The organism is Bradyrhizobium sp. R2.2-H, from assembly GCF_004346455.1.
Taxonomy (GTDB): domain Bacteria; phylum Pseudomonadota; class Alphaproteobacteria; order Rhizobiales; family Xanthobacteraceae; genus Bradyrhizobium; species Bradyrhizobium diversitatis.
The window spans coordinates 371,558-390,518 of record NZ_SMBR01000003.1 but is presented as its reverse complement, the minus strand read 5'-3'; the positions used below and the strand labels follow the sequence as shown (position 1 = coordinate 390,518).

15 protein-coding genes, 2 tRNA genes and 1 pseudogene are annotated in these 18,961 nt (G+C 63.8%); 2 read left to right on the top strand and 16 right to left on the bottom strand.

What is annotated here, in order from left to right; translation table 11 throughout:
• Positions 1–88 precede the first annotated feature (88 nt).
• The 6 genes from EDE08_RS09380 to EDE08_RS09355 all read right to left on the bottom strand — a co-directional run bounded on the left by EDE08_RS09380 (position 89) and on the right by EDE08_RS09355 (position 8,101).
• Complete coding sequence (locus tag EDE08_RS09380) at positions 89–2,965, bottom strand: valine--tRNA ligase (protein ID WP_131868624.1); 2,877 nt, start codon at positions 2,963–2,965, stop codon at positions 89–91.
• 126 nt (positions 2,966–3,091) lie between these two features.
• Complete coding sequence (locus EDE08_RS09375; RefSeq protein ID WP_165935821.1) at positions 3,092–3,850, bottom strand: PopZ family protein; 759 nt, start codon at positions 3,848–3,850, stop codon at positions 3,092–3,094.
• Between the two features lie 395 nt (positions 3,851–4,245).
• A complete protein-coding gene (locus EDE08_RS09370) occupies positions 4,246–5,631 on the bottom strand; it encodes a TolC family outer membrane protein (protein ID WP_131868622.1) in 1,386 nt (461 codons plus the stop codon).
• Positions 5,632–5,834: 203 nt separating this feature from the next.
• The gene (locus EDE08_RS09365; protein ID WP_131868621.1) at positions 5,835–6,497 is read right to left on the bottom strand and encodes a protein-L-isoaspartate O-methyltransferase family protein; all 663 of its coding nucleotides are present in this window, start codon (positions 6,495–6,497) and stop codon (positions 5,835–5,837) included.
• 139 nt (positions 6,498–6,636) lie between these two features.
• On the bottom strand, positions 6,637–6,816 hold the full coding sequence (locus tag EDE08_RS09360) for a hypothetical protein (RefSeq protein WP_028176399.1): 180 nt from the start codon (positions 6,814–6,816) through the stop codon (positions 6,637–6,639).
• Positions 6,817–7,294: 478 nt separating this feature from the next.
• Positions 7,295–8,101, bottom strand: coding sequence for a hypothetical protein (locus tag EDE08_RS09355; protein WP_131868620.1), 807 nt, complete (start codon positions 8,099–8,101; stop codon positions 7,295–7,297).
• 316 nt (positions 8,102–8,417) lie between these two features.
• On the opposite strand from EDE08_RS09355, the gene EDE08_RS39040 reads away from it, so the two are divergent.
• Positions 8,418–9,026 carry a helix-turn-helix transcriptional regulator gene (locus tag EDE08_RS39040; protein ID WP_245524747.1) on the top strand — a complete coding sequence of 203 codons (609 nt, stop codon included), beginning with the start codon at positions 8,418–8,420 and terminating at the stop codon, positions 9,024–9,026.
• A gap of 238 nt (positions 9,027–9,264) precedes the next feature.
• On the opposite strand, the gene EDE08_RS09345 is transcribed toward EDE08_RS39040, so the two are convergent.
• The 7 genes and pseudogenes from EDE08_RS09345 to EDE08_RS39035 all read right to left on the bottom strand — a co-directional run bounded on the left by EDE08_RS09345 (position 9,265) and on the right by EDE08_RS39035 (position 17,264).
• A tRNA-Asn gene (locus EDE08_RS09345) sits at positions 9,265–9,339 on the bottom strand.
• 181 nt (positions 9,340–9,520) lie between these two features.
• Positions 9,521–9,904, bottom strand: a complete 384-nt coding sequence (locus tag EDE08_RS09340) for a RidA family protein (RefSeq protein WP_131868619.1) — start codon at positions 9,902–9,904, stop codon at positions 9,521–9,523.
• 14 nt (positions 9,905–9,918) lie between these two features.
• Entirely contained in the window at positions 9,919–12,249 is a 2,331-nt protein-coding gene (locus EDE08_RS09335) for an acetamidase/formamidase family protein (protein WP_165935853.1), read from the bottom strand.
• Positions 12,250–12,523: 274 nt separating this feature from the next.
• A complete protein-coding gene (locus EDE08_RS09330; protein WP_061881556.1) occupies positions 12,524–13,765 on the bottom strand; it encodes an acetamidase/formamidase family protein in 1,242 nt (413 codons plus the stop codon).
• 43 nt (positions 13,766–13,808) lie between these two features.
• Complete coding sequence (locus EDE08_RS09325; protein WP_131868617.1) at positions 13,809–15,431, bottom strand: amino acid ABC transporter permease/ATP-binding protein; 1,623 nt, start codon at positions 15,429–15,431, stop codon at positions 13,809–13,811.
• 255 nt (positions 15,432–15,686) lie between these two features.
• Positions 15,687–16,607, bottom strand: coding sequence for an ABC transporter substrate-binding protein (locus EDE08_RS09320; protein ID WP_131868616.1), 921 nt, complete (start codon positions 16,605–16,607; stop codon positions 15,687–15,689).
• 445 nt (positions 16,608–17,052) lie between these two features.
• A pseudogene (locus tag EDE08_RS39035) lies at positions 17,053–17,264 on the bottom strand (hypothetical protein).
• Positions 17,265–17,447: 183 nt separating this feature from the next.
• Here EDE08_RS39035 and EDE08_RS09310 point away from each other — a divergent pair.
• Positions 17,448–17,654 carry a hypothetical protein gene (locus EDE08_RS09310; RefSeq protein ID WP_131868615.1) on the top strand — a complete coding sequence of 69 codons (207 nt, stop codon included), beginning with the start codon at positions 17,448–17,450 and terminating at the stop codon, positions 17,652–17,654.
• A 76-nt stretch (positions 17,655–17,730) separates the two neighbouring features.
• Here the strand turns inward: EDE08_RS09310 and EDE08_RS38325 are convergent, their stop codons facing one another.
• From EDE08_RS38325 to EDE08_RS09300, 3 genes are all read right to left on the bottom strand, one after another.
• Positions 17,731–17,877, bottom strand: coding sequence for a hypothetical protein (locus EDE08_RS38325; RefSeq protein ID WP_165935822.1), 147 nt, complete (start codon positions 17,875–17,877; stop codon positions 17,731–17,733).
• Between the two features lie 176 nt (positions 17,878–18,053).
• Positions 18,054–18,127, bottom strand: a tRNA-Cys gene (locus EDE08_RS09305).
• A 94-nt stretch (positions 18,128–18,221) separates the two neighbouring features.
• The gene (locus tag EDE08_RS09300) at positions 18,222–18,956 is read right to left on the bottom strand and encodes a tRNA-uridine aminocarboxypropyltransferase (RefSeq protein WP_131868614.1); all 735 of its coding nucleotides are present in this window, start codon (positions 18,954–18,956) and stop codon (positions 18,222–18,224) included.
• Positions 18,957–18,961: the final 5 nt, after the last annotated feature.

Below are 18,961 nucleotides of genomic sequence, written 5' to 3'. Positions count from 1 at the left end.
GGGGATGCGAAGCATCGCGCAATTGCGCACCTGAGAATCTCGAGATTCCGGGTCTGGTCCTGCGGACCATCCCGGAATGACTGAAACCTCACGACGCCTGCTTCAGCCGCTCCAGCGCCTCGAGCAGCTTGGCCTTGCGGGCCAGCGCGGCCTCGCGCTTTTCGCGCTCCTCCTCGACGACCTCCTCGGCGGCGTTGGCGACGAACTTCTCGTTCGCCAGCTTGGACTCGGCGCGCTTGATGTCGGCGTCGGCCTTGCCGATCTCCTTGTCCAGACGCGCGCGCTCGGCAGCAACGTCGATCACACCCTTCAGCGGCAGCGCAGCCACTTCGCCACGCACCAGCAGCTGGACCGCCCCATCAGGCGCGCGCTCGGCGAAGGAGATGTCGGACAGCCGGGCCATACGCTTGATGACATCGGTCCAGCGCGGCGCGCGCTCCCGGGTCTCGGCCGAGGCGCCGGCGAGCACCAGCGCCGTCAGTGTCGCCGGCGGGATGTTCATCTCGGCGCGCACGGAGCGGATTTGGGTGACGAGGTCGATCACCCAGCCAATCTCGGCCTCGGCCGCGGGATCGGTGAAGTCGGCATGATCGAAGATCGGAAGCACCCAGGCCGGGGAAACGAGCGCATCGGTCGGCCCCGTCGTCGCCGCGAGCATCGCAAGCTGCTCCGGCGTCGGCTCGACCTGCTTCAGCGGCCACGGCGCCAAAGCGAGCAGGCCCTCACGCTTGGCCGTCACCTCCCACAGCTCCTCAGTGATGAAGGGCATAAAGGGGTGCAGCAGCTTCAGGATCTCATCGCGCGCCCAGGCGACCATAGCGCGGGTCTCGTCCTTGGCGGGATTGTCCGGACCGAGCAGCACGGGCTTGGCAAGTTCGACATACCAGTCGCAATAGACGTTCCAGACGAAGCGATAGATACTGCCCGCAGCGTCGTTGAACCGATAGGCTTCGATCGCCTCAGTCACCTCACGCGTGGTGTGCGCCGTCTCATGCGCGATCCAGCGGTTCAGTGTCTCCTTCGCCTTTGCCGGCTCGAAGCCTTCAGGCACGGCACAATGGTTCATCTCGGCGAAGCGACAGGCGTTCCAGAGCTTGGTCGCGAAATTGCGATAGCCCTCGACGCGGCTGGTGGCGAGCTTGATGTCGCGCCCCTGCGCCGCCATCGCCGCCAGCGTGAAACGCAGCGCGTCGGCGCCGTATTCGTCGATCAGGTTCAGGGGATCGATGACGTTGCCCTTCGACTTCGACATCTTGGCGCCCTTCTCGTCGCGGACGAGGGCGTGGATGTAGACGGTCGAGAACGGCACTTCCTTCATGAAGTGCAGGCCCATCATCATCATGCGGGCGACCCAGAAGAAGATGATGTCGAAGCCGGTCACCAGCGCATTGGTCGGATAGTAGCGCTGCAGCTCGGGTGTATCGTCGGGCCAGCCGAGCGTCGAGAACGGCCACAGTGCCGACGAGAGCCAGGTGTCGAGCACGTCCTCGTCGCGGGTGATGAAGCCTTCGCGCTTGTTGCGGTCGAGCGCCATCTCGCGCCCCTGCTCGGGCGTGATGACCTCCTGCTCGACATAGTAGCCGAGGGCGTGGCTGACGGCCTCCTCCTCGGTCTCGGCCACGAACACCTTGCCGTCAGGTCCGTACCAGGCCGGGATCTGGTGGCCCCACCAGAGCTGGCGCGAGATGCACCAGGGCTGGATGTTCTCCATCCATTCGAAATAGGTCTTTTCCCAGTTCTTCGGCACGAACGTCGTTTCGCCCGAACGCACCGCGGCGATCGCAGGCTTCGCCAGCGTCTTGGCGTCGACATACCACTGATCTGTCAGGTACGGCTCGATCACGCTGTTCGAGCGGTCACCATGCGGCACCATGTGGGTGTGCGGTTCGATCCGTTCGACGAAGCCGAACGATTCCAGCCGCTCCACGATACGCTTGCGCGCAGCGAAGCGGTCGACCTTGTGGAACTCCTCGGCAAATTGCGAAGCGCCTTCGGGCAGGTCGCGCAGATAATCCTCGTTGCCGAGAAGATCGAGGCAACCTTCCCTGTCGAGGACGCTGATCCGGCGCAGGCCGTGGCGATTGCCGACTTCGAAATCGTTGAAGTCGTGCGCCGGCGTCACCTTCACCGCGCCCGATCCCTTTTCAGGGTCGGAATATTCGTCGGCGACGATTTTGATCTTGCGGCCGACCAGCGGCAGGATGACGTTCTTGCCAATCAGCTTCTGATAGCGCTCATCCTCGGGATGCACGGCAACGCCGGTATCGCCGAGCATGGTCTCGGGACGCGTGGTGGCGACGACGATGAAGCTCGAGGGATCCTCGGGGCTGAAAGTCTTGCCCTCGATCGGGTAGCGCAGATACCAGAGGTGGCCCTTCACTTCCGTCTGCTGCACTTCGAGATCGGAGATCGCGGTGAGCAGCTTGGTGTCCCAGTTCACCAGCCGCTTGTCCTTGTAGATCAGTCCCTCGCGGTGCAGTTCGACGAACACCTTGACGACGGCTTTCGACAGCCCCTCGTCCATGGTGAAGCGCTCGCGCGACCAGTCGCAGGACGCGCCGAGCCGCTTGAGCTGGTTGATGATGGTGTCGCCGCTCTCGGCCTTCCACTGCCAGACCCGCTCGAGAAACTTCGCGCGGCCCATCTCGCGGCGGCCGGGCTGCTGCCGTTCCATCAGCTGCCGCTCGACCACCATCTGGGTGGCGATGCCGGCATGGTCGGTGCCGGGCTGCCACAGCACGTCGCGGCCGCGCATGCGCTCGAACCGGCACAGGATGTCCTGTAGCGTATTGTTGAGGGCGTGGCCCATGTGCAGCGAGCCCGTCACGTTCGGCGGCGGGATCACGATGGTGAAGGGCACGGCATCACGCCGGTCGGGGCGACCGGCCTTGAAGGCAAGGCCATCCTCCCACACGACGGACATGCGGGCTTCGATATCGGCGGGCTGGTAATTTTTCTCGATCATGGGGCTGCTAGAAAGCCGCGCGAGTGGGCCAAGTCAACGAAAACGTCAGCGCACGGGCTTTCCGGCCCGGTCGACGAGCCCAATATGGCGTACGAGCGGGGCTATATCGGGGCCGTACGGCCCTTCTTAACGGCCGCCGCGCGAGACCCGCTCGATTTCGGCCTTCACGATGCGTTCAACGAGGCCCGGCAGGTTGTCGTCGAGCCAGGACTTCAGCATCGGCCGCAGCATCTCCTTGACGAGGTCCTCCAGCGTCCGTGCGTTGCTGCTCAGCACCGTATGGGCCAGGGAGTTGAAGGCGGATTCGACTGCGGAGACCGTCGATTGCGCGAGGATCGGCTGCTGCGGCGGAGCGTCGAAGTCCACCGGCGCGTAGGACGGCGGCGGCGTCGGCCGCGGCGGGGGCGATTCGGCGAACTCGAGATCGTCGCGCGGCTCGACCTTGCGGAAGCTGGGCGGCGGCGGAGGCGGTGTCGGATCCACCGCCATCTCGTCCGTCAATTCGAGCACGTCGGGTTCTGGTTCCGGCTCCGGCTCGGGAGGACGGACCTCGGGCGCAGGTGTGGCCGCGTCGAGCCCCGCCAGCAGTGCGTCGATATCATCCTGGTTGTTGGTGGCGTCCGCCGCGGGCGCGGGTGGCGGCGGCGGAGCCGGCTTCGCAACTGGCGGCGCCGGCTTCTCGGCCGCAGGTTTTGCGGGCGCAACCTTGGATGGCGGAATGTCGGTCATGGCCTGCGGCTTCGACGGCGTCGCGGGGGCTGCGGCCTTCTCGGGCTTGGCGGCCTCAGCCGGCGGGGGCTTTGCCTCGTCGTCGGCAATGATGCGCCGGATCGAGGCCAGAATCTCCTCCATCGAGGGTTCTGTGACCTTTGCAGGCTGCGTCATCTCCGACTCCACATCATCAACGCCCTCGCATGCGTTGTTTTACACCAAGCACGGCAGGATTGGCCGGTTCCGCAACGGGAGGCCCGTCATTTTCGTCGCGGCAGCCCGACTTGTCCCCAGATCACGGCTCAACGTGCAGCGGTGCGCCCCTGCCCCGGCACTCAAGCATTACGCACACGACATCAACGCGGGGCCGAATCGACCCGCATCATTCTGGCAAGGCTATGTCAGGGATTTTGACGATTGCAAGCAAAGCACCGGTCGACCTCGGCTGTCGGCGAGGTCGCCCGAATCACCAAGGCATGATCCGGAGAGGTGTTCCGAAAAGATCATGCTTGAACAAAAACCTAAGGCGCAATGACGATTCATCCTGATCGTATCGCGCTTTAGGCGGATCAGCGCCCGTCGGGCGTACGCACGCCGGCCCAGCTGTCGCGTACCTGATGATAGTGAACGCTGGGGTCGTAGGTTGTGGTCCGCAGACCAAGCACCTGCGGCGACAGACGGCCGACGGTACTGAGGACCCTGTAGGAATTCACAACGCGATCATGCTGCGCGTTCACCAGATTGATGCGGGCGTTGACCAGCGCCTGTTGCGCATTGAGAACGTCGAGCGTGGTGCGCTGCCCGGCCTTTGCCTCCTCGCGCACACCGTTCAGCGCGATCTCGGATGCTGTCACCTGGGCTTGTGCGGACGTCACCTGCGCTTTGGATGCCTGGAGCAGGCCCCAGGCAGATGCGGTGTCAGCGCGAGCCTGGTCACGAGTCTGATCAAGCGTGAGACGCTGCTGGGCCAGCGACTCCTTGGACTGCCGGATCAGGGAATATTCACCGCCGCCCTGATAAATCGGCACCGAGACCTGCGCGATCGCCGATGCGGTGAACGAGCGCATCGCAATCAAGGTCTGTTCGTTGGCCTGCTGGGCGGTCGCTTGCAATGTGACCGTCGGCAGCAACGCGCCTTCATTGATCTTCACGCTCATATAAGCGACATCGATGCCGAACATCGCTGCTGTGACTGTCGGGTTCTCGATAAGCGCAAGCTCGATCGCTTTTGCCAGCGACGGCGGCAGCAAACGATCCACCGGCGAGCCGGGCGCAAGGTTGACAGGGTCGTTGCCGATCACACGGCGATAGGTCGCGCGCGTCGCCGTCAGCGTGGCCTCGGACTGCTGCTCCAGCGTTCGTCCTGCAGCCAGCTGCGCTTCCGATTGCGCCACGTCAGTGCGGGTGACTTCGCCGACGTTGAAGCGGTCGCGGGTCTGCTTCAACGTCTGCTCGAGGACGCGCACGTTGCTCTTGTTGACCTCGACCGTCGCCGAATCGCGCAGATAGTCCATGTAGGTCTGCGCCGCCAAGAACAGGACGCTCTGCTCGAGATTGCGCAGCCCCTCGCGCGCGCCTGAGACCTGATGCTCTGCGCCGCGAACCCGGTTGGCCGTGATGTTACCATTATAGAGCGTCTGCGTAGCGGTCAGCGCAGCGCTGCGAGGTAGCCTGTTTCCATTGAATGAGTTGGTGCCCGGGGCACTCTGCAGGTCCTGATATTGATAACCGCCGCTCGCCGTCAGCGAGACCCGCGGGCGATAGCCGGACAAGGCCTGCGGCACGTTTTCGTCAGTCGAGCGCACTTGGGCACGCTGCGCGTTGAGTTGCGGATTGTCCTGATAGGCACGCACCAGCGCGCCTTCCATCGTCTCCGCCAAGGCAGGCGTCGGCCCGGCAAGCGCCAGCAGCAGGACCGAAACCGCAGCTCCGGTGAAGAGCTTCACCCCATGCATCCCTTAAATTCCGTTCATCTAACGCCCACCCCGTGCCCACGGGCTGGGTTTACCGTCTACGAGGAGTCATCGCCCCGCTGCAACATAGGACGGGGGCAAGCGCGACGGAACTACCTGAAGGTGGTTCTCGGCGGAAACTCTTCACGTGCAGCATCCCTGCCACACTTCTGATTCGGAACGGGATTTTGGCGGGCTTTGGCCCGTCAGAACACGAAGGCGGCGGCCCGTTCCAGCCCGGGAAGGACTGGGGCTGCGGCATCGAACAGGGCCCGATGGCCGAATTCACCGTGGGTACGGGTCACGATCGTGGCGCGCGGCGGGCTGGATTCGGCCGACACCCCTACCAGACGCCCCCCCTCCTTCAGCTGCCCGAGCAGGGCTTCCGGCATCACCTCGGCCGCTCCGTTGAGGACGATGACGTCATAGGGAGCGGCAGAAGGTTCCCCTTCGGGGCACGCCGCCGCCCGGCAGGTGGCATTGGCAAGCCCCAGGGCGGTGAACGCATCCTTGGCTTTCGTGGCCAAGGCCGAATCGCACTCGGTCGCGACGACGTGCCGCGCAAGCTTGGCGGTCAGCGCCGCGAGGTAGCCCGTGGCGCAGCCGACGACCAGAACGCTGTCGCCCTCGCCGATTTCGGCGGCCTGAAGCAGCTTGCCGGTGAGCGCCGGCTTGATCAGGAACCGCTTGGCGCCGCCTTCGCTCACGTCGAGGTCGAGATCGAGATAGGCCAGCGCCTGCCGGGCGGCCGGCACGAAGGCCTCGCGCGGAACCGTGAGCATGGCATCGAGAACACGACGATCGGTGACGTCACTGGTGCGCACCTGGCCATCGACCATTTTCTGGCGCGCGGTCGAGAAACCGGACATTTGCGGACCCTGCAATGCGGACGATGCCGCGGAAGAAATTCGCGGCATCTTTGGAGCATGCTCGGTCAAAACGCAACATGGCCGTTGGCCCCGAGAGACCAAGGCTTCCGCAACTGCTCAATCGGAGGGTCGACCAGTCCTACTCGATCGCCACCGCGAGGCGGCCGATCAGAGCTGCGACCTCGTCCAGCCGCGCCGAATCCGGCGTCTCGACCGCACGCGCCAGACGGGCGATGCATTCATCGTCGCTGAGTTCGGGGACATCGGCCGGCAGAATCGAGGGGGCCATGAGAGAACGGTCGGCCTGGATGTCTGGCATGGAATGAGCTCCGTAAATGTCCGGCGGATCGATGCTCGATTCGAATTGAGTCGATTTGGCGCCGTCCGCATGGCGCCACCGCGCCCGCGCGCACATCTGTTCAAAGCGTGATTCCACGCTGGATTGCGGAGGCCATGCTCCAAAGTCAGGCGAAGAAGATCGCACACCGCATGAGGATGCGGGCATAAATCTCTGAATTGTCGGCAGAATTTGGCTCCCCGGGCTGGATTCGAACCAGCGACCATCCGATTAACAGGTCAAATTCAACCGTAAGGAGAACAAGGACTTAGCGGGACACCAATAGGCGACTAGTCGACTTTCCAGGACCTCAGCTGAGGTCAGCACCGAGGTGACGATTTTGACTTCACGTCGCTTCGAGCGCTCGATCACCTCGCGGACCCCGTCCATCTCGCCGGAAGGACGCTCCTCGTCTTTGATCCACGCTAGGAAGAGGCACGAGTCCCAATAATATATTGGCTCAGTACCAGCCATCGCGAAGCTCCCGAATAAATGCCTCGCTGCTCAGTTCGCCCGTCGCATCGGGAGCCATTCCTCGAACATCATCCCAATCCGGCAAATCGGCTTCTAGTGGGAAGGCATCGATCGCCGCCACAGCAACTTGATGAGGAAAATCAGCACCAGCTCGATATCGAAGAGTACCGAAGACTTCCACGCGCTTACCGACTGCAGAAACGGCTTCGTCGTACAAACGGGAAGGAAAGTGGCAAGTTAGTTTACGCGGCCCAACATCAGGATAGACGTAAAAGACGTTTGCGCCATGATGTAAATTTATCTGCTCAAGTTTCCCTTCGATCGCGCCCTCACACTCCTCGTCCACTGCAAGCGCATCATCAACCTTGCGGGCGATTTTCTCAGTGATGTCGAACCGATGATCATTGAAGAGCAAGGTGACGTTTGCCACCGACTTGCCGATAGGTCGCGCCAGACCGCGAAAATCCTCTAATAGATCGGCATCAATACCCAATATCTCGTCATCATCTTCAAGCGCAGTAACCACTCGCGCGAGGCTCTCGATGATGGCGTGCCCCACGTAGCGTTGTTTCGGTAGGGCTTGCGGCTCAAGAACGATCCGGGCCGGACTGTTGTATGATAGCTCGGCAATATTGTAATACGTCGCGAGCTTTCCCTCGTTCGCATCACGATCCAGCTTCGCAATTGTCGCGCTAAGATGCTGGAGCTGAGACATGAACGCTCCTAGCCGCACCCGCCCTTCATCCTCGGGCAGGCCCTCGATAATCAGAGTGATCCGGTCATCATCGGCCATCTACGGCACCACGGATGAAAAGCGATGAGAGAACTTTAGCCTACGAACTGAACGGGTACACGTGGCTTTTTCTGGTGACATCTCGCCCGGGACCGCGCGGCTCATTTTTTGAGACCTAGCTCAACAAGCCTTCTGATTGCTTCGGAAAGCTTCGGACTATCCGGCTGACGCGCTGCCCACTGACTGATGGCATTTCTCATTTCGGCAGAGGCGCGAAAGCCGACCAAGGGGCTCTGGCCGGTTGCAGGCCGCCCTCTACCCTTTTTTTGTTTAACAACTATTGCTTTCTTCATGTTTTTCGTTTAACAATTATTGCATGGATATTCCGGAGGGAGCACGTGTCATTCTCGTCGACGAGAGGCTGCCGATCTTCGGCATCTGCCTCGACCCTTCTGGTAGGCTCTACTATGCAATCGTCTCGGAAGTGACCGGCAGGCCGATCAAGATCATCGGCAACATAAGTAGGTTTCATCTCAACACGGCACGCCGAACTGCCGCAAAATTCGCAGATGCTCCGGTGCCGGGTAAGGACCGGCCGCCGGTGTTTCGGGAGACCTTTGCGAAGCCGGTGCTTCCGGATGGTCGAAAGCGCCGTGCCAACCGCCCCAAGACCGATGCAGACATGTCCGATGAACCCGAAAAGTCGCCGTCCTCCGCGATCATAGCACCGCGGGTGCTTTTGACCTTCTCCGATTTGAAATCAAAGCACAACATTCCGTACACGCGCCGCCATATCGACAGGCTGGAGGCGGATGGCAAGTTCCCGAAGAGAGTCCCGGTTGGCGAGCAACGAGTAGCTTGGGTTGCGAGTGAGATCGAGGCGTTCGTCGAAGCCCTAATCGCAAAGAGGTCCGAGAGCCTTGGAACCATTGGTAGCAACCCGGGCGTAAGCCGACCTCGGAACAGGCGCGGATCAAATCACTGAACGCGGGACGTGACGCCGCTTCCCATGTGCTTCCCAACGGCCACTCCGCCAGCGGCAATTACCGGCCGACGGGGGCTCTGCCTTCCCGCAAGGCTCGCAAACACGAGATGGGAAGTGCGAACTCCATGATTCTGAAGCGAAATGCGTCGATTTGCTTCCCATATGCTTCCCACAAGGCGATTTTGGGAAGCGTTGCGAAATCGCAACAGTTGCAAGTATTTGATTTTATTTCTGAATTTGGCTCCCCGGGCTGGATTCGAACCAGCGACCATCCGATTAACAGTCGGATGCTCTACCGCTGAGCTACCGAGGAAAAGGCGAACCGTTCGTCCGCGCGCGGCTGCGTATAACAAAGCCGCTTGCGCTTGCAAAGGACGAATTCGTCATCATCCAAACGTACTTGAGGAAGGGCCTGAACGACCCCTCCTTCGAGGATGGGTTCTGGATGCTTGCGCTACGCTCGCAACGTTCGCCCGAGCTTTGCTGCATCTTGATCACGGCCGCCGGCACACCAGATCGACCTCGATCAGCGCGTCGTAGGCAAGCCCGGTCACGCCGACGCAGGTGCGGGCCGGCAGGCGATCCGGCGCGAAGAACGTGCGGTAGGTCTCGTTCATCGCGGCGTAGTCCTCCTTGAAACGGGTCAGATAGATGCGCGTCATCACGACGTGCTCGAGGCCGAGATCGAGGCCGGCGAGCACCACTTTCAGGTTCTCCATCACGGCGCGGGTCTGCGCGACGATGCCCTCGGGCAGCACGCCCGGCGCCTGCGGCGTGTCCGGCATCTGGCCCGTGACGAAGACGAATCCATCGGTCTCGACCGCATGGCTGAAAGGCGCGACCGGCTTCGGTCCGCCGCTAATCATGTGGAATTTCACTTGAGCGGTCCTTGTTAAGATGCGTCCTGAAACAGGCGCTTGCTGAGGATGGCGTGCACGCCCCAATTGCCGTCGACCACCTGCGTCACGCCGAAATCGACGGCGGCCGACATCAGCGCGATCGCCTCGTCCTCGCTGAGGCCTTTGACGTTCATCAGGAAGCGCCGCATCTTGCGGAACGCGTCCTTCATGGCGAGGTCGAGCGAGGACTTGGCGTAGACCTCGCTCTGCCCTTGGGCGCCGAACTCCGCGAGATAGTTCGGGTGGCTGAAGCCTGTCAGCACCCAATCGGTCTCGGTCTCGATCAGGGGGTAAGAGAGATCGGTGAAGGGCTGGCCGGCGAGATCGGCCTTCTTGTGCAGGATCACCTCGAAGGTGCCGGTCATCGAGCACTCGATCGCGGTACCGCTGAGTTCGCCGTCGCCCTGCGCGGCATGGGGATCGCCGACCGATAGCAGCGCACCGGGAACCGAGACCGGAAGATACACGGCTGCTCCCTTCCCCAGCCGCCAATTGTCGAGATTGCCGCCGAAGTAGGATGGCGGCACGGAATCGACGAAATCGACCTCGCGCGGCGCCACAGCGATCACGCCGAAATGCGGACGCAGGGGGATCTTGATGCCGTCGAGTACGCCATGGCGGCGCTTGTTCGTGGCGGGTGCAACGGGAACGCCGGGGTAATCGTAGGTGGTGTGCACGACGCCAAACGGATCGGTCTGCGGCTCCCAGCGGTAGGAATAGAGCGCACAGGCGTGCGGCAGCTCGGCGTCGTCGAAAATCTCGTAGATGGTAACCGCTTCGCGCGGCTTGGGACCGCCGAGAAACTCGTTGTAGTGATAGCCCCACCACGCCGCGACCGAGGAGCCGAACACGCGGCCCGCATGGTTCGGATTGCGGCTCGTCCGTGGCACGATGTCGAGGATGCGCACCTCCAGCACATCACCTGGCTGGGCGTCCTTCACAGCGACGGGTCCGGTGCAGATGTGCACACCAAAGCCCTCGCCGGCACCGCGGCCGAACACGCTGGCATCCATGGGCCCTGCGCCGCGGCGGTCGACGTTCTTCCTGTCCCGTGTCCAACCGAACACGCTTTCGGCGGCGGCATCGCCTGATATCATCAACTCGGGATCGTCGGAGGCGTGCTGCGTCAGCGTCTCGATGGTGATGGTGTCGCCCGAGGTGATCTCGATCTGCGGCGGCAGCGAACGGCTGAAATAACCCCAATGGACGCGGCTGGCCTCGACCGGGAGATGGTGATGACGGCGTTCGGCGGTCGTGCGCGCCTCGGCGCCGGCGCAGGCGACGCTGCTGCGCGTCTCCACGCTCTGATGGACGCGAAGCTGCGCCAGTGCCTCCTGCGGCCAGCCGCGCTGGCCGGCGACGCCGTGCTGTGCCGTCGCGCGCTCCGCCTCCTGCTGGCGAAACTCGCGCGGCGGCAGGCCGAAGCGATGCCGGAAGGCGCGGCTGAAATGCGCGGAGTCGCCAAAACCGTAGGCGTAGGCGATCTCCGAGATCGAGCGATGCGTCTCGGTGGGGTTGGATAGGTCGGCCCAGGCGCGCTGGAGGCGGCGCTCGCGAACGTAGTGGGTGAAATTGTCCCCGACCGTCTCGAACAGCTTTTGCAGGTAACGTTCGGAAATCCCCTCGGCCTGCGCGACGCGCGCCGGCACTAGATCGGGATCGTCGAGGCGACGCTCGATGGTCTGGCAGATCCGGTGCAGCAGCGCGGCCTGCGTCGCGCTCGATCCAGCATCGGAGGCCGAGGACGCCAGCTGATGCACCAGCGTCAGCAGCAGATCGACGAAGGACTGCGCGACCGAATTCCATTCGGGATCGCTCAGGGTGTCGAGCGTCCGTGCAGTGGCATCGAGCAGACGGGAGAAGACGTCGGCAAAGCCGCTGGGCGGAACGACGCGGGGCCCGCCGAGCCGCGGCTTGCCCGACAGGCGACCGTGCAGCGCCTCCGATGTCACCGACAGCATGATGGCGCGCATGTCGCGCTGGAACACGATGCTCCAGTCGCCGCTGCGCGGCAGCAGCACGAGATGACCGACGGGAACGATACGATGACTGCCGGCGCTCTTCAGCACCATGCCGTCCTCGACCGGCATCAGCGCGATGGGAAGGTCTTCGCTTGCTCGTGAGAGCGGAACGACGCTCTGCGCACCCGCAGCCATACGCGTCAGCGCGACACCGGCGGCGTGCCGGTGCGACGCGGTCGCGTGTCCGTCCAATACGCTGTGGCCACCCGCCGGCTGCAGGCCGACCGCAGCCAGCACGTCCCGCCAGGCTTCCGGGCGGTCGTCTTGCGCGTAGGACTCGCTCGTGAACGGGCGGAAGCTCATCGGATCGACCCAGATTGCAGTCGATCGAAGCAACCTCCGTGCCAGACGCACGCGATCGTCCGTCGCCGCAATGGGCCGAAGACGAGGTTCGTTGGTCAAGTGTTCATCCGGGAATTGGACCGTTCTTCAAGGTGTTGGAGTATGGCGATCCCCCTTCGTCATTCCGGGGCGCGCGCAAGCGCGAACCCGGAATCCATTGCGCGCAGAAAACGGTGGTACGATGGATTCCGGGTTCGACGCGTTGCGTCGCCCCGGAATGACGAAGGGGAGAAATTCAGTCGCACCGGAAGATGTTCTTGCGGATCGTGCCGTGGACCCCCCAATTGGCGTCGACGACCTGGGTGACGCCGAAATCGGCCCCGACCGACATCAGCGAGATCGCCTCGTCCTCGCTGAGACGATGCACGGTCATCAGGAAGCGGCGGAGCTTTCTGAACGCATCGCGCATCGCACGGTCGAGACTGGAGTGATTGGCAATCTCGGTTTGTGCATCGGCGCCGAGCGTGGCGAGGTAGTTCGGATAGGTGAAACCGTAGAACGACCAGGCGTGGTCGGTCTCCAGCATCGGGTGGTCGAGGCCTTCGAGGCTGGTGCCGGCAAGGTCGGCCTTCTTGTGCAGGATGAATTCGAAGTCGCCGGTCAGCGAGGTCTCGATCGCGGTGCCGCCGAGCTCGCTATCGCCCTGCGCGGCGTGGGGATCGCCGACCGAAAAATAGGCGCCGGGGACGGCAACCGGATAGAACATCCGCGCGCCTTTTCCGATGCGCCAGTCGTCGATGTTACCGCCGGTGTAGCTCGGCGGGATCGAGCTGACGAAATCGGCCTCCGACGGCGCGAGGCCCATCGTGCCGAAATGCAGTCGCGCCGGCACCTTCACGCTGGAGAGGATGTTCTCGCGCTTCCTGATGGTGGCGTGATCGACGCGCACGCCGGGATAGTCGATGGTCGGATGCACGATGCCGTCAGGGTCGGTCTGCGGCGTCCAGACATAGTTATAGACCGCCTTCGCGTAGGGCTCACCGGAGGTGTCCAGCTCGAAGATGGTGACGACCTCGCGCGGCTTCGGCTCCTCGATCAGATCATGGTAGTGGAAACCCCAATTCGCCGCGACGTTGGAGCCGAAGCAGCGGCCGGCGTGGCAGGCGCTGCAGCTCGGCCGTGGCCGGACGTCGAGAATGCGCACCTCCAGAATGTCGCCGGGCTCGGCGCCTTCGATCGCGACCGGTCCGGTGAGCAAATGCACGCCGATCCCCTCGCCTGCACCGCGAATGAACGGGCCCTCCGTCGGACCGGAGCCGCGGCGCGCGACAGCCTTGTGCTCGCGCGTCCACTGGAACACGCTCTCGGCGCCGGGATCGCCCTGGATCATGCGCTCGTAATCGTCATTGGCATGATGGGTCAGTGTCTCGATGGTGGCGCGATCACCTGAGCGCAGCGTCAGGGCCGGCGCGACTGTCTTGGAGAAATAGCCCCAGTGGACGGTTTTCGGCGAAACCGGCAGCGTGACATGCTTCATGAGGTGGCCTCTTCGGGAGTCTTGAACCTTGCGGATGCGTCGCTCATCGCACCGCCTCCGGAGTCTTGTCGGCTTCCATGACGCTGAGGAATCGCGCCGTCAGCGGATTGCGGGGATTGGAGAGCACCTCGTGCGCCGGCCCCTCCTCGATGATCGCGCCGCCACTCAGGAAGGCGACACGGTCGGCGACCTCGTCGGCGAAACGGATCTGGTGTGTCGAGATGATCATGGTGAGGCCGTCGTCGATCGCGAGGCGGCGGATCACCTCCAGCACCTCATTGACGAGCTCGGGATCGAGCGCGGAGGTCGGCTCGTCAAGCAGCAGCACGCTCGGGTTCGGCGCCAGCGCGCGGGCGATGGCGACGCGCTGCTGCTGGCCGCCGGACAGATGCCGCGGCAGCGCGTGGGCGCGATGCGAGAGCCCGACGCGGTCGAGCAGCTCGGCCGCGCGGCGGTCGGCGTCGATGCGCGTCATGCCGTGAACCCAGCGCAGGGGACCGGCGATGTTCTCCTTCGCCGACAGATGCGCGAACAGATTGAACTGCTGGAACACCATGCCGACGCCGACGCTGGCGCGCTCATTGGCGATCGACCGCGGCGACAGCGGCTTTCCATTCTCGCTGAAGCCGAGGCGCCGGCCACCGACGCGCACGGTGCCGGCGTCCCAGTTCTCGAGGTGGTTGATGCAGCGAAGCAGCGTGCTCTTGCCGGAGCCGCTGGGGCCGAGCAGCGCGACCACTTCGCCGACCCGCACCGTGAGGTCGAGACCGCCGAGCACCTTCTGCGGGCCGTAGCTCTTGGTGAGGTCCTTCACTTCGACCGCAATATTGTTGCGCGCAATCGTCGCGGCGCGGCGGGCGCGCTCCTCGCGCGTCAGGGCGAGCGGCGTGGTGGCCGCGAGCTCTGCTGGCGCGGGCTCGGGATCGACGGCGGTCGCATCGGCGAGTTCGACCTTGGAGACCAGATCGACGCGGCGCCAGGGCAGATAATCGGCGAGCTTGCGCTCGCGGCGCGTGGTGCGGTCGAGATCGAGCCACCATTCGACGAAGAGCTGGATGACGCTGATGGCCGTGGTCAGAACGAGATAGAGCAGACCCGAGGCGAAGAAGATCGAGAAGAAGTCGAAGGTCGAGGACGCGAGCTGCGTCGAGCGCAAGGTCAGCTCCTGCACCGCGACGACGGAGGCGAGCGAGGAATTCTTCAACGCGCTCACCGCCTCGTTGCCGAAGGCCGGGATCATGGTGCGGATGGCCTGCGGCGCGATGATCCTGCGCATCAGCACTGACGGCGTCATGCCGAGGGCCTGCCCCGCCGTCAGCTGCCCGCGGTCGACGCCGAGCACGCCGGCGCGCAGCATCTCCGCGATGAACGGCGCCTCGTTGCAGGCGAGCGCGAGGCCGGCGGCCAGCACCGCCGGCAGCTTGATGCCGATATGCGGCAGCGCGTCGTAGGCGAACACCATCTGAAGGATCAGCGGCGTGCCGCGGAAGATCACGGTATAGGCCCTGGCGATCGCCGCCAGGGGCCAGAAGCGAGAGAGCTGCATGCCGGCGAGGATCAATCCGAGGATCAATCCGCCGCCGAGCCCGAGGGCAGTCACCTCGAGGGTGAGCTCGATGCCCGCGAGCAGATACGGCATGCTCAGGTAGTGAAGGAACAGCGACATCAGTCCGCCGTCATTGGAGCGGGATCAGGTTTGGTTGAAGGCGGGCGCCTTGAGCACGGGCCACCTCTCCCGGAGGGAGAGGCATAGGGTGCCTTCGGCGCCCGTTCTTGAGCAAAGGACGCCGAAGCGATGCTTCGGCTATGTCGCATCATCCGATGCGATCCGGGTGAGAGATTACGCCGCACCGAGTTTGCCGCGCCCCCTCACCCGGCGCTTCGCGCCGACCTCTCCCCGTCGGGGAGAGGTAAACCGCATTCAGTCCGCGGTCAGAATTTCCGGCGCCATGAAGTTGTTCACATCGAGCCCATGCTTCTTCAGAAGCTCCATGTGTGTACCGGCCTTCTGCACCTCGATCAGCGCGGCGAGCACGGCATCGCGGAATTTCGGCTTGTTCTTGGGCACGGCGATGCCGACCGAATACGGGATCGTCACCGCGATCGCCTTCTCCAGCTTGTCCGGATAGGCTTTTACGGCGCTGTCGACGGTGTTGACGTCGTTGATGTAGGTGTCGGCGCGGCCGGCCAGGATCGCCTGAATGCAGTTGGCGTTGTTGTCGTAGAGCTGGATGGTCGGTTCGGGCTTGCCGGCCTTCTTGCACTCCGGGATCAACGCCTGGATCAGGGGCACCTCGACATAGCCGGTGTTTTCGGCAGCAGCGGCGCCGCACAGCGACATGTTGATGCCGTTGATGCCTTTCGGATTGCCCTTGGCGACCAGCACGCCGTCGAACACCTTCGAGTAGGTGATGAAGTCGGCGGCCTTGGCGCGTTCCTTGGTGGCGTAGATGTCGGAGATCACGATGTCGGCCTGTCCCGCGGCGAGCGTGGTCAGGAGCGCCGCGAACGTCACCGCCTTGTAGGTCAGCTTGAAGCCGAGACATTCGCCGATGGCTTCGCCGAGATCGATGTCGAAGCCGATATACTTGCTGGGATCCTTGGGATCGATCGTCTCATAGCCCGGCGTGTGCGGGTTGATGGCGTTGACGAGCGTCTTGCCCTTCCAGTCCGGATACTTTTCCTGAAGCGCGGCGCAGGCGGCGGGCGCTGCGGCCTGCGCGCTCAGCGGCGCGGCGACGACGAGGCCGAAAGCGATGGCGGCGCCGAGCATGAGCTTGCGCCGTGGCAATGATGCGCGCGCCAATCCCCGCCGCGCCTGGGGCCCAACCAATTTCTCCATCTCGCCAGCTCCTCCGAATGTCATGGCGCCTGCCATGGTCCAGTGATCGGGGCGGAAGCGTGCGGGAGTGCGCCGCGAAAAGCTTGTCCGCGGACGTACAAAAAATTGGATGGAGTGCGCCCGGCGTTTGGGCAAACGGCTGCACAAAAACTGTTCGCGGGCCGCGAAACGGTGCGGGGGCGGGATTTTCGAATTGGGAGAACCAAATGATCCCGGCTGACGCAGCGAACTGTCCGATCAGAGAATCATTTGGTGAGGTAATTTGACAGAGATGTGACATTTGCCGATGGAGGTGCGGCCCCGGACAGAAGCATCTACGGTCGGCATCCGCAGCAAATCCACCGGCCCTCCACAGCCTGTCCGCAGCATATCCACAGGCTCACCATGCCGGATTCGTGAGGCCGTGCGGGGTACTTGCTGCGCACAAACCCACAGGCCCCACAACTCAGCCGCCAGCCCGGTCGAACACCGCGCGACGACAGGCTTCGCTGAGGCTGGACCGGTTGCGCCGCAAGCAGGCCGTGATGGCGCGGACGTTGGAATCTCGCCGGCGCAGAGGCGGTAAACGTCAGGGGTGCAGGCCCGTCGCTGCTCTGCCCTGCCCGCCCGGCCCGCGGCGGGTGACTTTGGTGCGAAGAGCCAGGAGAAATAAGCCAGTGGGAATGTGATCTCTTTCACACCAACGAGGCGGTGGCGGCACGTAGGAATCGCGCGGGACTTTTTCAGGAATCGCTAACCAACCGGGGCCCGATCGCCGGATCGTTAAAATGCGAGCGATCGGGTCAATCCGAAAACAAGCCGGCTTTGCGACATTGCCTCATCCGCGTTCCGGAGGGTGTGATGAGCGAAGCCGAATTCAACTTGCTGCTGGATGCCGTCCGGGACGTCATGGTCCTTGAAGATCTGGCTCCCGCGCCGGAGGAGGAATTCGTGCCCCGCTCGTGGAGTTTCGACGCGACGTTCAGGACGACTCCCAAGGCCGCCAATGACAACGAGGGCGCTTGGCCCCTCCTGCCCTTTCCCGACGGCTGGTATGCGGCCTGCTGAGGGCGCTTTCGCCTAACCGGGCGGCCCCCTCGCGGTCGCTTTGGCGTTATCGGGCCCGGGCCGGGCGCGACCACGATCAACTCTTGACGCGTTCCTCGCCATCCTGCGGCGCCCGGTCGGGTGCAGCCGGCGGAAAGATGCTGTCATAGATCGCGCGGGCCTCGGCAATGAGGCGGGCCCGCTCCAGCTCGGATTTTGGAACAAATCGGACGATTTCGCCCACGTGCTCTCCAGCTCCAAGGTTTTGGATGCGTCTCTTCGCAGATGCGAAGTCTATGCCACAGGGCCTGAATCGCAGCCCCGGGCAAACCCGGTGACCAAGGCGCGGCAAGCCTCGTCCGTGCGTCCGGCGGAACTCGCGGTGATGACAGTTTGCGTTGGGAAATCAGAAGGTTGCGATGGAGGCCACGACCAGAATTGAACTGGTGTACACGGTTTTGCAGACCGTTGCGTAACCACTCCGCCACGTGGCCCCGTAAGGGCGGACCAATATAGAGGATGAAGCGTTTAGGCAACCGCCTTCGTCCGACTGCGGGAACAACGGGGCTCTTCCGATGTGGATCGAAGTCAGGCGCGTTTGCGACGCCGGAAGTCGCGTCGGCGGCCCTTCGGGGCAGGTTTGGGCGCCAATTCCGGCATCTCGGCCTGGACCTCGCGGTATCGGGTCAACAGCCGCTCAAAACTCGCATGCAGCGTGTCGGCGATGTCAGGCCGCCGCTCGAGCCCGGCGAGGATCGTCGCCGCGGCCTCGATGGTCGAGAGCCCGTCGCTGCGCGGCTCGCGGCGCAGACGCCCGTAACGCGAGGGGTGCGCCGGATTGAGGATCACGCGCTGGCACTTGAGCATCCACGGATTGCGCCACCATAGCGCCTTGGCCTGGCTCCAGGTGCCGTCGAGCAGCACCACCCCCTCGAGCTTGGCGAGGATCGCACGCTGGTTCTCCGCGATCTCACCCTTGCGGTTGAGCGCGACGATCTCGCCTTCGGCCTCGAGATCGGCCGCCCGGGCCGAGCCGAGATAGAGCACAGCCCAGTGCGAGGCGTTCTCGACCGGCCGCCCCAGTGCCTTGGACAGGCTCGGCCAGGACAGGCCGACCCTCACCGTGGCATCGGCGAAATGCCCGGCAAGCAGCCGCGCGGTGCCGAGCGCTCTGTCCTGCTCCTGCGGATGCTGGAGGATCAGGAGCGACAGCCGGCTTTCGATCGGGGTGACGCTGTCGCAGATGCACAGCGGCATCGGCTTCTGGCAGTGCGGGCATTCGGGAATGGGATCGGCAGCGGCCGTATCTGCTGGGTTCGACATGGGCG